Source organism: Ruegeria sp. K3, from assembly GCF_056531845.1.
The window spans coordinates 44,726-59,686 of sequence record NZ_JBQFMM010000005.1; the positions used below are offsets into that span (position 1 = coordinate 44,726).

Below are 14,961 nucleotides of genomic sequence, written 5' to 3' on the forward strand. Positions count from 1 at the left end.
GGTCAGGGTCGTTCGTCGTCGGGCACAGGGTCATAGCCATCGCCACCCCACGGATGGCAGCGCCCGATCCGGCGCGCCGCCAGCCATGCGCCCTTGATGGCGCCGTGTTTATCAAGCGCTTCCAGTGCATAGGCGGAACAAGTCGGCTGATAGCGGCAGTTAAATCCAACCCAGGGGCTGAAGATCAACCGGTAGGCCCGGACGGGCAGGGCGAGGAGATGGGCAAAGAGGGTCATTTGCCACCCCCGTGTATTTTGCGCAGCGCATAGCGCAAATCGTCTTTAAGCGCATCAAAGGGCCGTGCAGCGGTAACCTCGGCGCGGCCGATCAACACGTAGTCCCAGCCCGCATGCCCATGAATAGGTAATACGGCTCGCGCGGCTTCACGCAGGCGGCGTTTGGCGCGGTTGCGGGCGACGGCATTGCCGACCTTCTTTGAGCAGGTGAACCCGATGCGAATGCCCGCAGCCTCATCAGCGCCACGTTTACGCGCCTGCACCATCATCGATGCAGTGCCTTGCCGTTTGGCCCGCGCGGCTTTCAGAAAGTCCGAGCGATTCTGCAGTACGGTCAATGATTCAGATGCGCAAACGGACGCCGCCGGGGGCATCACCCTCGGCTGGTTGTTACCATCCTCAGGGGCCTCCGGCGGCGTCATGTTCATAACCTGAAAGGTCGAGCGGCTTATGCGCTCAGCGACTTGCGGCCGCGTGCGCGACGTGCGTTCAGGATTTTGCGGCCGGCTTTGGTAGCCATGCGCGCGCGGAAACCGTGGCGGCGTTTGCGAACCAGGTTCGAAGGCTGATAGGTGCGTTTCATCGCTCCGTCTCCAATCTATAGCGGTGGGTGCGGCGCGGATTCGCCTAGCCCTAGTGTTCGAAGCCCGTCCTCTACTGGGTAGCGGGGGGTAAGTCAAACCCCTAGGTGGGGGTTTTGGTGCGTTTTGCAACAAATCTGTAATCTGCCCGGGCAAAAGATTTCAAAAACCGGGTTCAGAGCGCGTATCCCTCACATTAAGTGCCATAAACATCAAGGCCCCGTGAGGCCTCTGTTGCAGCGCGCGCGGGCGGCGCATGTTGTGGGCAAGATGAATGAACAAGAACCTGCTACCCAGATGAACGAAACCACCAAGATCCCGCGCAACGGGCTGGCACGTCATATCCCTTTGGCGGTGATTCTCGCCGTTGCCGCCGTGGGGTTCTTTGCGCTGGGCGACTATCTGACCTTTGAAACCCTGCGCGACAATCGCGAGGCTTTGCTGGCCTGGCGCGATTCAAACTACTGGGCGATGGCTGCGGCTTTCGTGGGGATTTACATCATTATTGTTGCCTTCTCGCTGCCTGGCGCTGCGGTTGCTTCGATGACCGGTGGGTTCCTGTTCGGGTTGCTTGCAGGAACGGCTTTTAATGTTTTTGCCGCAACCATAGGCGCTTCGACGATCTTTCTAGCCGCACGCTGGGGTTTGGGTGAATCTCTGACCGCCAAGCTTGAAGCCTCGGAAGGGACGGTCAAGAAACTGAAGGACGGGCTGCGTGAGAATGAAATCTCGGTTTTGTTCCTGCTGCGTCTTGTACCTGTGGTGCCCTTCTTCGTTGCCAATCTGGTGCCCGCATTGGTTGGGGTAAAGTTCCGAAACTTCCTGATCACGACGGCGCTGGGCATCATCCCTGGTGGGATTGTCTATACCTGGATTGGTGTTGGGCTGGGTGGTGTCTTTGATCGCGGCGAAACCCCTGATGTCTCGCTGTTATGGGAACCCTTCGTGATCGGGCCAATTATTGGCTTGTGCGCGCTGGCAGCGCTGCCGATTGTCATCAAATCCCTCCGTGGTCGAAAGGGTTCCTGATCCATGCAAGAGTTGAAAACCGATATCCTGGTGATCGGGGCCGGGTCAGGCGGGTTGTCTGTAGCCGCCGGGGCCAGCCAGATGGGTGCGGATGTCATCCTGCTGGAAGGCCACAAGATGGGTGGGGATTGCCTGAACTTCGGCTGTGTCCCATCCAAAGCTCTGATCGCCAGCGGCAAGGCTGCATATGCTCAGGCCCACGCGTCGGCTTTTGGCGTCGCGGATGCGATGCCACAAGTGGATTACGCAGCTGCCAAGGATCATGTGCAGAGTGTTATCGCCCAGATCGAACCCATGGATAGTCAGGAGCGTTTTGAAGGCTTTGGCGTCAAGGTAATCCGGGAGTACGGTCGCTTCATCTCACCCACGCAGGTACAGGCCGGAGATCACCTGATCACCGCCCGTCGCGTCGTGGTGGCCACAGGTTCATCGCCCTTGGTGCCGCCGCTGCCCGGGCTGGATCAAGTACCGTATTACACCAACGAGACCATATTCGACCTGCGCGATAAGCCCGAGCACCTGCTGATCATCGGCGGAGGTCCCATCGGCATGGAAATGGCGCAGGCGCATATCCGGCTGGGCTGCAAAGTGACCGTGATCGAGGGCCTTAGTGCGCTGGGCAAAGACGACCCTGAAGCTGCAGCCGTCGTGCTGGATAGTCTTCGGACTGAAGGTGTCGAAATCCATGAAAACGCCATGGTGTCCCAGATCCGAGAAAATGCAGGCACCATTGAGGTGGTCACTGAGAATGATGAGGTCTACGCGGGCTCTCATCTGTTGCTGGCCGTCGGACGCAAGGCCAATATCGACCGTCTGAACCTCGGCGCTGCCGGGATCGACAGCACGCGGGCAGGCATCAAGGTGGACGACTCTTTACGCACGAGCAATCGCAAGGTCTATGCCATTGGTGATGTTGCAGGTGGGCTGCAATTTACCCATGTCGCCGGATATCATGCTGGGATCATCATCCGCTCTGCCTTACTGGGGCTTCCGTCGAAAGCGAAGACCGCTCATATCCCATGGGCCACCTATACAGATCCCGAACTGGCACAGGTCGGCCTGACCGAGGCACAAGTCCGTGAACAGCATGGCGACGCGGTGGAGGTTGCCCGGTTCGACTATCACCACAATGACCGCGCAGTTTCCGAGCGCAAGACCAAGGGGTTCATCAAGGTGATGGTCGTAAAGGGCCGACCAGTGGGCGCGACAATCGTCGGATATCAGGCCGGAGAATTGATCAACTTGTGGTCGCTGGCGCTGGCCAATAATCTCAAGATGGGTCAGATCGCAGCGATGGTTTCGCCTTACCCAACGGTCGGAGAGCTTAACAAACGTGTGGCAGGGGCCTATTTCTCTCCAAGGCTGTTTGAGAATCAAATGGTTAAAAGAGTGGTCAGGTTCGTCCAGCGCTGGATTCCCTGACCCAAGGAGGTGCGCAAAGTGAACTCGCTGTCGGGCCGATTTCTGATCCTGACGACGGTCTTCGTCATGTTGGCCGAAGTACTGATCTTTGTGCCCTCGATCGCGCGCTTCCGTGAAGATTTTCTGCTGAACCGGCTGGAACGCGCCCAGATCGCCTCGCTTGCTTTGTTGGCCGACGATATGCTGGCTGATGAGCTTGAAGCGGAATTGCTGTCAAATGCGGGGGTCTATAACGTCGTATTGCGCCGCGACGAGGTGCGTCAGCTCATGCTGTCTTCACCGATCCCGACCCAGATCACCAAGACCTTTGATTTGCGTAATGCCAGCGCTTGGGTGCTGATCCGTGATGCGGTCTCGAGGCTGTTTACCCCCGAAAACGAGGTCATTCGTGTGATCGGCGCGCCGGTCAAAGACGCAGGACTGTTGATCGAGGTGACAATGGACAGTGAGCCTTTGCGTATGGCCATGACGGATTATGGTCTCCGCATCCTTGGGCTGTCCTTTGTGATCTCAATCATAACGGCCTCGTTCCTGTTTCTGGCTGTGCGCGTGGTACTGGTGCGTCCGATCAAAAGCGTTGTGGGCTACATGCAGCGCTATGCCAGCGCACCTGAGGATGCGCGCGGCATCATCTCCCCCAATTCCAAGGTGACCGAACTGCGCGAGGCCGAAGAGGCCCTGCAGATGCTTCAAACCGATCTGACCCAGGCCCTGAAACAACGTGAACGTCTGGCCCAGTTGGGCGGGGCGGTGGCTAAGGTCAGCCACGATCTGCGCAACATTCTGACGTCTGCTCAGCTGTTTACCGATCGAATTGAGGCCAGCAATGACCCCCTGGTGGCGCGAATGGCACCCAAACTTGTCAATTCGATCACGCGGGCGGTTTCTTTGTGCGAAAGCACCTTGGCGTTCGGACGCGCCGAAGAACCAGCCCCAACCCTGACCATGGTGCGCTTGCGGGACGTTACCGCAGATGTTGTCGCCAGCGAGCAACTCGCCATTGCCGATGCCTGCGTTGAGATTGTGAACGACGTACCCGAAGATCTTGTTATCCGTGCCGACCCAGAACAGATTTTCAGGGTTATCATGAACCTCGTGCGCAATGCCCGCCAGGCGCTTCTGACGTCGGGCAAGGCGGGTCGTGTAACCGTGTCGGCATCCGAACTTGATACCGACTGGTGCATCGAAATCAGCGACACAGGTCCAGGCCTGCCCCCAAAGGCACGAGAGAATCTGTTTACACCATTTCAGGGTGGTGTTCGCAAAGGGGGCTCGGGACTTGGGTTGGCGATTTCGCAAGAACTGGTGCGGGGCCACGGCGGAGATCTGTTTCTGAAAGACACAGGGCCAGATGGAACCACCTTTGAAATAAGGCTTCCACGCGGTGATATGACTTTTTGAAGTTTTTTTGAAGAATCGACTTGCGCGCCCTCGGCCTCAGGTCTAAATACCGCCTCACCAACGCGGACCGATAGCTCAGCTGGATAGAGTACTTGACTACGAATCAAGGGGTCGGGGGTTCGAATCCTCCTCGGTCCGCCACTTGGTAAATCCAACATCATGAAAAATAACGTGAAATTGGGATTTTGAGTTTCTCTGCCCCACATTTTGCCCAACATATGGTGTATCTCCGAAGTCCTTTCTTTGTTGTTTCTGAGCTCGAACTACCCGCGCGCTGTTCTGCCAGTGTCGGGTTCTCAAGCACCAAATTGGAAAGGAAATAGGATGACTATCGACTCACCGAAACAACTCTGTGACGAAATGCTAGGCTTGGCCATGGAGGCCGCGGGTTTGGCAGTAGCACTGGACAACGCACTCTTCTTCGACAATGGGGGACTACAAGAACTGCATCCCCAAACGCGAAAGGCTTTCGATGGTATCTCAAAAGCCTTGTGCAGATCCACTGATATGCTTGTTGATCAGATCGAAGCTCTCGACCATTCAGTTCACTGGCCGAATGCAACAAAGGACAGCCCCAAGTTGGTCAACGGCTAGGGCAATCGTTCAAGTTTGCGATCAGCGTTGAGAGTACAAAGAACCCCTCGTGTTTAGCACCCCGGGGGGCCATTTAATTGAGGGGGCGGGGGAAAAATTCGCGCGATCAGATGCGGTGTCCACTTTCGCAGTCGCGAGCCTCTTGAAATTTTCATAATTTAACTGGTCAATTGCATATTTGATTGGAGGCAATCCGATATGTGTTTGGAGCAATTGTATATCGTTTTGATGCTGTGCATCGGCCATTCGAATATCTGATTGGAGACTTTCTCCCGAAGTTGATGGAGGAAGATATGAAGAACTCTGAGATTGTCGAACGGATATCGCGCGGCGAGAAGGTCTTGGTGCCTTGTCAGTATTTTTCTGCCCATACGATCTCAGAAAAGATTGAGGCATTCGCAGCGCGGGACCCGAAACTGATGATCGATTGGCAACGATCCGAAGTACTCCATCCATCGGGTGGGCTAGCTCACTTTGCAGTAAACGATGAGGCGGTATCCAGTCGCGAATACCACGCTGTGGGCCAGTACCCGACCCGAGAGATGCGCTCCCGTGCGACCCTAACAGATGTCACTGTAGAGGGCTGAGAGACGTCGGCGCAACATTGTGACGAATAGGAAGTTGACCCTCGTTTGCATAGTTGTTGCTAACATGCAGCAACCTGCCCCCATGCTACCTAGTCAGTTTGCGGACTTTGCTGCCATTCGGTTCACGGTTTGCAATGACCGGTCCCAGCTCAAAGCAGCCGTTAGGGCAAAGCTCCCCCAATAGGTAAGCTATCTCTATCGGATGATCTCCGGGTGCATTTCGGCACGATCTTCGTAAGCGGTGATTTTGAGCTTGTAGTTCCATAGGCGCCCTGCCGGCGTTAGCCCAGCAAATTGCTTGTCCATCGGTGGCACAAAAATGTCTCTCATTTCTATTTCGCCGTAGTCGTATTCACGCGGAGGTTCTCCAATCGCGACGGTCGAAAACGGCGCAGAGAAAAAGGTAAATGAACGCGAAGGATAGCCCTTTGACAGATCGAACGTCACAGGACGATACTTTTCTCCCCTCCTGTGAATGAACTGCATACCCGCTTTAGGGTCCCAAAATAGAACTCTATCGAAGCCACTTGGTACGCACGATGCACCATATCGCAGCATTTGCCTCTCCCATGCGAAGTCTCCTCGGACGAAGACTTGGCTGTCTTGGATCGGGGTATGCACGAGCAACCAACACTGTTCCGCTCCTGTGGCACGTTTGTACGAGACGATCTTGGAGCGCTTTCTCTTAACTGCTGACGCGACCCACATATGCGGCTCTTCTGCCCATGTGACGCGCGTCCCAATCGCTCGGTCATCCGGACATTCGTGAAGTCTCTTGTGGACATATCGAAACACCTCTGACGGCGGCACCTGCACCGCCTCGCAAGCAACAACTCGGCCCGACAGAGAAAACAGAAAATCCGGTTTGTCCTCTTGCGCTCTATCAACAAATTCAAAATCTTGTCCGCCAAAAAAATTGAGAAGCTCTCGTTGTAAGAATTTTTCTGCGTCTGTTTGTTCGGTTCTCATGGGGCCTAGACTGCTTTTCCCTTATCAAAACAGAACTTCCCAGAAGCCATTGAGAATGGAGCCATCCAGCACCCAAAAGCTGGTAAATCGTTCCTATCCATGACCTACAGAGGACTTCTCGCAGTTCCTACGGAAAGTCTTATCCCTGCTTGCATGCTCCTCAAAGTGGAAATGGATCGAATATCCACATTGACCATGGCGCAGAATGGCTACCCGAGCCAAAATGCAGCAAGAACTCTGCAGTTCTGCAATGTCTAGTTTGTACGCGTAGCCGTCATTCGTTGATCGTGCAGCATCCGTCAAAATGGACTCAAAGCGGTCATCTGACAAATTCGGTAAGCCATCACAGGTCTCCCAGTGTGCCAGAGGTCGGCTCTGTGTAAATTATCTCAGTTTCCGCAACGTAGGTGCATACGTAAGAGGACCTCTTAAACCTAGTGTTTGCACATGACAAAACTCGCCACAATCCCCGCCCCCAAACCTCGGATATCGTCCAAACTTCGCAAGGCCATCGAACTTCGTGTTCGCAGCGGCCTGACGATCGACAAGGCTTGCGCAGAAGCGGGGTTGTCGCCTGCCGGGTACTACAAAGCGATGAAACGGTCGGCGGTTAAGGAACACTACGAAGAAGTTCAGCGTGCCTATATCCATGAAGCAGAGCAACTGCGAACTATGGCGAAAGCTAGGGCTATCGAGGTGGCACTTGATCTAATGCACAACGCCAAGTCGGAGACGATCAGGGCTCGTATGGCAGAGTTCCTAGCGAGTGAAGGCAAGACCCCTCAAGTTGCGGTTCACGTCGACGCCCGGCAAGCTCCACAGGGCTATGAATACGTCAAACCTGGGCAGCAGGTCGTTGAGGTAGTCCCTCAAAATGCTGAACAAAACGAACTCGACACTTAATGGCCACACAGTTGCCATTCGCCGCGTTAGCAGCGCCGATCATCACGAACGGCCGCTTTGATGCGCTTGACAGCTATCGATGTTTTTAGCTGGCAACTTGATCAACGAGGGCAGCGCCAAGACGCAACGGCTGGGGCTGGTTGTATGGAGGAGTTACTTCAGCCTGAAGCGTTGCCTAATCCCTAAGCCCAATAGAAATAGCAGAGGCAAGCTGACAACGGTTTGAACGGAAGAGAAAAACCGCAGGGAAGCTGGCAACTCCTTCATGAAGTCGGCGCCAAAATACAATCGGTGAAAACCGAACAACGGAAACAGGTTGGCAAAGCTCAAGCCGAAAGCCTGGCTGAATGGGCTTGAAATATTTTTGGTTGGTTGAACATAGCAACATCCAGAAAAGTAACCCCAAAACATCGCAAATCCGATGAGCCACACCGCCGCCAGCCAAAGGGAAGGGCGGGCGATCGAATGTCCATAGCTGGCGGCATTTCTATAGAGGAAAAACAAAAATCTCTGAGGCCATCCGCCTACCAATGCCCTGAAGTTCATTTCTCGCCGAAAAAAGAAATGTTCCTCCTCTGGTAATCCTTGTTTAGCCAAATGGTGTCGGATTGCAGCGCAGGACTCGACGACCTGCTCGGGTGCCTGATGGGTTTTGTCGGGCCAATACTCTCGGCCTGTTGAGAACGTCGCCGTGTCTGGAAGTGAAACGCCTGTGAAGTCAGGGTAAACGTTCTTGAAATTTGCTTTCTTGAATGAAACGGGGCCTAAGAACGTGCAATCCTGAAATGACACTCTGTCTTGAAATGTCTCGTTTGCAACGGCGAAATTGCCATTGGTGAAGTAAACGTGTTTGTCAAATATAGCGCCGCGGAAGTCAGCTCCTTGATTGAATGTTGCCGCAGAAAATTGAACAAGCTCGCGAAACTTGGCCTCGTTGAAGGCTGCTCCTTGCGTAAAAATGGTGCCAATGAAACTTACATTCGCCTTGAATTCCGAATTCTGAAAAGTCGCCTCATCAAGAAGAGATGCGCCGAAATCCGCGCTTCTTTTAAACTCACATCCAGCAAAGTCCGAGCCGTTGCGAAAATGGCAGTGCTTAAGTTCAGCATATCCTGAAAATTCAGAGCCCCCTGCATACAACCCCTCAAAAAACTTTGTGCTGTTGCTGATGCTAAATGTCGAAGCAAACCGGCACTTAGTCATAGATACTCCTGCTTTGAAATCGGATTTCCCAATTTTCATCGGCTTGTGATAATACGAGCCATCAAACCGGAGTTCGTCCAGGAAGCAGGCGTGTTTAATACCCATACCGTCGGCAAAGACTGCTTCTGAAAAATCGGCGGCCTTCTGAAACTCGCAGTTTGTGATGTCCACCGATGAGTTGAACTGAAAGCCACGACAAGAAAATATGTTGTCTAGCCTAAAGTCAGATAGATCAATCGAACTTGAGGCACTTGGTATTTCAGGCAATGGCTTCTCGGTGCCATTACGCCTTGCAAACACTTCGGTGTAGAGCTTCTTGAATGTTTCTGAGTCTTTCGTGCTGGTTCCACTAGAGATGAGAACGCCCGCCTCTCTCAGTTCTTCCCTTAGTATGGGGTCAATTCGAGAACCGATCCAACGGTTCCATTCAGTTGAATTTCTTCGGTGCAGATCCCAGTCAATCTGGTCACCAAGTTGCTCCCCATGGAGTGTCATAAGAATATACCAGGGGTTCTGGTTTGCGGGCATAAGATGGGTTTTCGTCATTATAATCTGTGAAGCAATTTCTATGTGTTGCGCGGCCGGGAATGCCGCATCTAGGTGCGGATTGGCCGTCGCATATAGAATTGATCTGACGGTCGAGGCAAGGCTTGGAAACCAGCCTTTTTCGTCAAGCAGCATAAGGCAGTGCGCTTGCTGGCTGATGCTATGCCACCTTTGAAAAATTTAAATGGCAGTCGCGTCCACTCATCTTGCTATTTGGCGTTTGGTTCTGAATGTCCGGAAGGCGCGGTTCAGAACCTTCTGCACGAGCAAAAACTCGATGTACGGTGATAGTCTGGTAAGGGGCTCTTACCGCGCGGTCAACCGCCTGCGCGCCACCTCCTATGCCCCAATAAACGAGAAAGTCTCTTCACGCTTCGCCTGAAAGCTCCAGGGCTTCAATCGCGTAGTCGAGCGCATCAACAGTGGTTGAAGTGATGAAGCGAAAATTGTCCATCGCGGAAGCGGGAACAAGATACCGTTTTTCCGTTTGCCCAGTCGAAATATGCCCCAAAAACTGGTCCATACCTTCCAGACTAATCAAGGCATTTACGACGACATCGACCTCATCTGGGTCTAGCAGGCCGAGGTCGGCCGCTAGGTCTTCTGAAAACAGCCTATGGATCCTGCCAACTGAGAGATATTCATCTTCTGGATCGTCCGCTTGGAGATTAGCCTTGAGTGCACGGTTGTAGCTGCGAAACTCAGCCGCCAAAATACGCCGCAGTGTCATTCGCCGAGTATTAGTTTGCCTTTGATGCTCTTCTTTTGCATGTCTGGCATTGGCTCTTAGCGTCCAAATTACACCTATGAAACCAAACAAACCAACAAGTAGGGTCTGAAAGCGTTCTATGAAGTCGAGTATTTCGGGATCAATCAATGGTTTGCTCTTTCTTAGAATGCAAATTGGAAGATGCTATGAGGCCATAGTCGAGGCAAGGATTTAACCAACAATATTCTGAGACCTTGTGTGTCGAAGAACTGCACTACGGAAGGCAGCCATTGAACGGCCGTACACCCCTGTTGCTTGTACTAAGCAAAACTAGGCTGGCATTCCGGTGACTAAGTGCTCAGATCAATCTGCAATGTAGACAACGCCTAAACCAGTAAGTAACCCGGAATCGCGTTGTATGTTGGGGATTCTGTGAACAGACTTCGGCATAAGAGTGGAGTTACCCGCTCGCGAGAGACCCATTTATCATAGGCGGTGGCGGAACTAACGTGTCAGCCAATCGCATCTGAGACAAAAAATTCACCCCTCATTTTCCAGCGCTGTTTGCCAGGCTAGGGGCTCTGTCTGGAGTAATTGAACCGGGCAACCACCATGCATTCCCCGTATTCGCAGCCCGAGCCGCGCGCTTCTTCATTCTCGCTGCGCTCTCTGGGTCAAGAAGTGTCTGGAGATGGTCCCAGAACAGCCTGTCCATTGCCAAACCAATAACCGGGAGATCACGGCCGGGTGTGTATCTGTCTAATGTCCTACTGATCTCACGGCCTACATTGCTGTCTTTACCCGTGGCCAATTCGGCAGCATTGCCAAAGATCAGCCTGAAGGTGTCCTGACCAACCTGCGGAATGGGTCCGGCTACAAAGGATGGAATACCGCCGTAGCGGCCTGATCCGGATGCCGCGATGTCCCCCATGATGCCGAAGGCTCCGCCCTTTAGAGCGGCCCGAGTCCAAAAGTCTGGCTGATCCATTTGGAGCGGATCTTTTCCATCTAACAGCTGCGTAATTTGCAGGGATATCGCTCCCATCACGGTAGCACCGGCCGCAAGATTGAGACTGTATCCGATCTTTCCGTCAAGCGTCGGCATAGCAGCGATGCGTCGGATCTGGTTAACCGTGAAGGTCAAGGCAAACGACTTGAACATCAGGCCTGACTTCGCGACTTCGTAGCCGATTGTACCGGGTGGTTGAGTCCCCTCCACAAAGGCGCGAGCCCAAATGCTCTGTGTTGGTACCGCGAATTCCGTTTGCTCCTCAAAAATGGCCTGCAGCTTGTCGAACACATTGTCAGCCTTTGACGCCTCAAGATCCGTGGATTGTCTCCAATAGATAGGGCTTGCGAAGGTCGCCCCGTTCCCGGCCTTGAATAGATGCTCTGAGCGCGTGAACGCGCGCCATTCTTGTTCGGTAATTGATTTGGCGGAGAGCAGGGTGCGAAGCGGTTCATCCACTTCATTCAGGGCGCGCCCAGCCTGCGACGCGATATAGCCTGAGAGCTCCATCTGAAAAGCAATGCGGCCGTAGTCGGTCCATCCCGATAGCCCCTGCACGCGGAGTATTCCACTGCTCAACCGTTCTGCCAGGTCTGCGGGTGGCATTTCGGACTGGAAGCGTTCTAGCGCTGATCCCGGGTTGACCAGAGTATCTGCGATCCAACCGGCCCGCAGTGCTTCCTCTCTGGTCATACGATTAGCCATGAGATCCGTATGACGCTTGAAAACACTGGTGGGACTCATGCCAACAGTTTGTGCTGCCAATCGCATTGAATTCAGATCCGAGATACTTGCAACGATCGCCCGATCGAGAAACGCTGCGGTAAGCACATGCCTGGTGGTGGAGAAGAAACGCGCAACAGCTTCACCCGCTGGTCCCTTTGGAACAAGCGATCCGCTCAATATCGCCATCATGCGTCGACCGTGTTCGGCGTTACCTTCGATCCTATGGGCAACATCGGCCTGACCCAATTCGCGGGCACGTGCCGTCGCTAGATCAGTCCTGTAATCGAACCCAAGCTTAGGGTTTGGGCCGAACTCGCGCATTAAAGCGATATCTCGGGCCATCTTGTGTGCGTGAGACACAATCGCCGAATAAGGTGTGCCTGATCCATAGACACGGTTGTACTCGATCCAGTCGTCTGCGGTGCGAAAGTGCAAAACCCGACGATGGGAGTTGCGCGAAACCAGCGACTCTCCCTGCAGCGCCCCATATTTGGGATTGAGGCTTTCGCGCCCAAAGACGATGTTGTCCCAGACCTCACGCAGCACGCGATCCTGAACATCCAATGCTGGCGCCCGACCAGCATCCGCCAACGGTTTTCCTTTGACGAGATCCGGAATCCTCTCCCAGGCCAGTCGATCCCGAATGGCGTTCGCCCATTGATCGAAACCTGCCTTTCGTAGGGCCGTACGGTTGTGGTCGTGGGGTAGCCCCCAATTCTCCAGCTTTGAGATCAAGCCACCTGCTTCATTGAATGCAAGTCGCATTTCGTCCAGGGCGTCGTGAACGCTTCTTGCGATCGCCAATGCAGCGTTGTCACCGGAACTTTCGCCGTGAAGTTCCCGAACGATGTTCTTAATCCCTGCCTGGTCTTTTCCTCGCCCCAACAGATCTCGGCCGTGTTTCTTCACCAGATCACTGAGAGAGGCATTAAAACGGCGTGTCAGCGCATTTTTGACAGCCACTACAGAAGCCGATTGGTTTGGGCTATCAGTCGCGTGCTCCAACGTGTCTGTCATCAGTGTATCAAGCTTCTGGGACTGGGAAACGATCCCTTGTGAGCGGCGCATGAGGGCCGGGCCACCATGCTGCGTTTGCAATCACATGAGTCTGGGAAACGGCAGCTTAGGGGCTCATAGATACGCTAAGAATCTGGAACCCCTCCGCTTTAGGCTGCAACGGTTGGATCCTCTAGCGGCACCACGTCGAGGACGTTTCGGACAGGGATATCCCGCGTAATCATGATGTCCCACCCATAGTCAGCACCTTCCCAGTTGCCTTGTTTGAGCAAGTGCAGTTCGATCATTGACCGCGGCAGCCTATTGTTGGTGAATTCGCACCAGCCGAACACCGGGTAACGTATGATCACCACCGCAGGCTTCCCAAGGTATTTGAGCCGCTGTTCCAGCTTTCCACCGGCGTATGTTGCAATTCGCTCGAGAGCCTCGCCGCCACAAGATTCGTAGAAGACCTCGCATCCGCCATCGTGAAGAAACTCACGGTTTGGCGTCGCCCAAACGGCACCCTCGCGTTTGATGAAGAAACTGTCTGCTTCGAGCATCTTTGCAACGGCAAAATCGACTTCTGCCAGTTCGTCGCCTGCACCTACGGATTGAAGATGCCTTTTGAGACGGGCAATATGCTGCACGAGGTTCAGTTTCAGAAGGCCCTCCCGCCTGACTTCTTCGAAATCAAACAACCTTGTTGCGTGGAAGGCCATCACCTCGCGACCAGACATTGCAGTTTTTATCAAGGCATTTGCTTCACCCCAACGCGGCATAGCTGGAGATCTGGTCATGATCCGGGTTTCGCTCGAGGATAGATCATACTGGCGTTCGGCTTCTCGCTCGACAAGCAGTTCTTTTGAATGTGTAGTCAGGAATTCGATCACCTCACTTGGCCAAGTCTCGATTTTATCCATGTCGACTGGGCGCATGTGCAGTCTCCTAAGTTTACGCAGATAGGTTTCGACCCCTTATGATGGGGTACAAGGCAAGCAAAAAATGAAAGTCTGCCTCCGACTTATTGCGGTTCATTTAAACCGACAAGGGTGAGCTAACGGATTGCAGGGATCAAACTGCAGCCGACCCTGGATGTCAGCTTTTGATCGTAGCTGCATAATGCCCTGGCGGCATTCTAGTTCGACAGCAACGGCGGCCATGGGCTCTCATCGCAGGTCCGCAATCGTTCTGTGAGCGTAGAGATCTAGCGATAAGTCTTGTCGTACATCGTAAATCTCGCGAAACAGGCATCAAATGGGTGCCTATCCTTCAAAAGATTTCCACTGCTTTTTCGCTTTGTCCCAAGAAGACCCTAACCTTCTGCTCAGTTCTTTGACTGAAGGGCAGTCTTGAAGCGCTTTTTGAACTTCGGTGCTATCGAATTGAATAGGAGGCCTTCCTGAGCGAATTGGAACTTCGCGATGCTTCAGGCCGTCTGAAAGTGTGGTTTGCTTCAAACCATGGCGCTTTGCTACCTGCGCCAAGGACATGCGCGATTTATAATCTTTGATGGCACGTTCCCATGGATCCAAACCCAGCTGATCCAGTAGCCTCCAAAGAGACTTGCGAGAACAGTAGTACCGTGCACGTAAATCTTTGAGCATTTCTATGGCATGAAAGTCTGCAACGAGATGCTTCGACGAGAATTGAAAACGCAGCCCTGGTTTGGCTTTTAACCAGACCGTCGCGCAGAGATCACCATTTTTTTGCAAACGAATATGACAGCGTGTAACTGCCGCCGGGTCTATCTTTCGGAAAGTATCGTAGTCGTTCTTAACCATCCACACATCGCGGGCAAACTACATACGGCTTTGTCTTCAATTCGCCATTTCTATGCTTTTGCTTTCAAGAAGGTGCTTTTGCAATTTAGGGCATCGTTTAAAAGATTTGACTGCCGTGCGCACGATCAAATCTATTTGGGATAGTTGAAAAATCGACTCCATTCGCGAGGTCAAGTCATGAGACACAACGATAAAGTCGCTGATCCGGCAGAATGTTCTGGAAGCCCATCGTTTTGGAACGTCTCTGCGCTATGTGACATCCTCCT

General features: G+C 53.4%; 15 protein-coding genes and 1 tRNA gene. 7 read left to right on the top strand and 9 right to left on the bottom strand.

What is annotated here, in order from left to right; all coding sequences use genetic code 11:
* Positions 1-2 precede the first annotated feature (2 nt).
* The 3 genes from yidD to rpmH are packed head-to-tail and all read right to left on the bottom strand — an operon-like array spanning position 3 to position 819.
* Positions 3-236 (bottom strand): membrane protein insertion efficiency factor YidD, encoded by a 234-nt coding sequence (gene yidD / locus ACR0MP_RS10530; RefSeq protein WP_170508727.1) that lies wholly within the window; start codon positions 234-236, stop codon positions 3-5.
* On the bottom strand, positions 233-658 hold the full coding sequence (rnpA, locus tag ACR0MP_RS10535; RefSeq protein WP_170392869.1) for a ribonuclease P protein component: 426 nt from the start codon (positions 656-658) through the stop codon (positions 233-235). The genes yidD and rnpA overlap by 4 nt, the downstream gene beginning before the upstream one ends.
* A 26-nt stretch (positions 659-684) precedes the next feature.
* Complete coding sequence (rpmH, locus tag ACR0MP_RS10540; protein ID WP_005980833.1) at positions 685-819, bottom strand: 50S ribosomal protein L34; 135 nt, start codon at positions 817-819, stop codon at positions 685-687.
* A gap of 295 nt (positions 820-1,114) precedes the next feature.
* Here rpmH and ACR0MP_RS10545 point away from each other — a divergent pair, with 295 nt between their 5' ends.
* The 6 genes from ACR0MP_RS10545 to ACR0MP_RS10570 all read left to right on the top strand — a co-directional run bounded on the left by ACR0MP_RS10545 (position 1,115) and on the right by ACR0MP_RS10570 (position 5,850).
* Positions 1,115-1,846: a TVP38/TMEM64 family protein gene (locus ACR0MP_RS10545; RefSeq protein ID WP_170392949.1), complete on the top strand. Its 732-nt coding sequence runs from the start codon at positions 1,115-1,117 to the stop codon at positions 1,844-1,846.
* Between the two features lie 3 nt (positions 1,847-1,849).
* A complete protein-coding gene (locus ACR0MP_RS10550) occupies positions 1,850-3,268 on the top strand; it encodes an FAD-dependent oxidoreductase (RefSeq protein ID WP_170392868.1) in 1,419 nt (472 codons plus the stop codon).
* Between the two features lie 18 nt (positions 3,269-3,286).
* Positions 3,287-4,669, top strand: a complete 1,383-nt coding sequence (locus ACR0MP_RS10555; protein ID WP_480886695.1) for a sensor histidine kinase — start codon at positions 3,287-3,289, stop codon at positions 4,667-4,669.
* Positions 4,670-4,733: 64 nt separating this feature from the next.
* Positions 4,734-4,810: transfer RNA gene (locus ACR0MP_RS10560), tRNA-Arg, on the top strand.
* 183 nt (positions 4,811-4,993) lie between these two features.
* On the top strand, positions 4,994-5,263 hold the full coding sequence (locus tag ACR0MP_RS10565) for a hypothetical protein (RefSeq protein WP_480886697.1): 270 nt from the start codon (positions 4,994-4,996) through the stop codon (positions 5,261-5,263).
* Between the two features lie 293 nt (positions 5,264-5,556).
* Entirely contained in the window at positions 5,557-5,850 is a 294-nt protein-coding gene (locus ACR0MP_RS10570; protein WP_480886698.1) for a hypothetical protein, read from the top strand.
* 195 nt (positions 5,851-6,045) lie between these two features.
* Here the strand turns inward: ACR0MP_RS10570 and ACR0MP_RS10575 are convergent, their stop codons facing one another.
* Positions 6,046-6,819: a hypothetical protein gene (locus ACR0MP_RS10575; protein WP_480886700.1), complete on the bottom strand. Its 774-nt coding sequence runs from the start codon at positions 6,817-6,819 to the stop codon at positions 6,046-6,048.
* Positions 6,820-7,266: 447 nt separating this feature from the next.
* Here ACR0MP_RS10575 and ACR0MP_RS10580 point away from each other — a divergent pair, with 447 nt between their 5' ends.
* Entirely contained in the window at positions 7,267-7,722 is a 456-nt protein-coding gene (locus ACR0MP_RS10580) for a hypothetical protein (protein WP_480886701.1), read from the top strand.
* Between the two features lie 153 nt (positions 7,723-7,875).
* On the opposite strand, the gene ACR0MP_RS10585 is transcribed toward ACR0MP_RS10580, so the two are convergent.
* The 5 genes from ACR0MP_RS10585 to ACR0MP_RS10605 form a co-directional block, all read right to left on the bottom strand.
* Positions 7,876-9,606, bottom strand: a complete 1,731-nt coding sequence (locus ACR0MP_RS10585) for a pentapeptide repeat-containing protein (protein ID WP_480886703.1) — start codon at positions 9,604-9,606, stop codon at positions 7,876-7,878.
* Positions 9,607-9,838: 232 nt separating this feature from the next.
* Positions 9,839-10,348 (bottom strand): hypothetical protein, encoded by a 510-nt coding sequence (locus tag ACR0MP_RS10590; RefSeq protein ID WP_480886704.1) that lies wholly within the window; start codon positions 10,346-10,348, stop codon positions 9,839-9,841.
* Positions 10,349-10,727: 379 nt separating this feature from the next.
* Positions 10,728-12,932, bottom strand: coding sequence for a hypothetical protein (locus tag ACR0MP_RS10595; protein ID WP_480893743.1), 2,205 nt, complete (start codon positions 12,930-12,932; stop codon positions 10,728-10,730).
* Between the two features lie 149 nt (positions 12,933-13,081).
* Entirely contained in the window at positions 13,082-13,849 is a 768-nt protein-coding gene (locus ACR0MP_RS10600; RefSeq protein WP_480886707.1) for a hypothetical protein, read from the bottom strand.
* Between the two features lie 327 nt (positions 13,850-14,176).
* Positions 14,177-14,695 (bottom strand): hypothetical protein, encoded by a 519-nt coding sequence (locus tag ACR0MP_RS10605; protein ID WP_480886708.1) that lies wholly within the window; start codon positions 14,693-14,695, stop codon positions 14,177-14,179.
* Positions 14,696-14,961 lie beyond the last annotated feature (266 nt).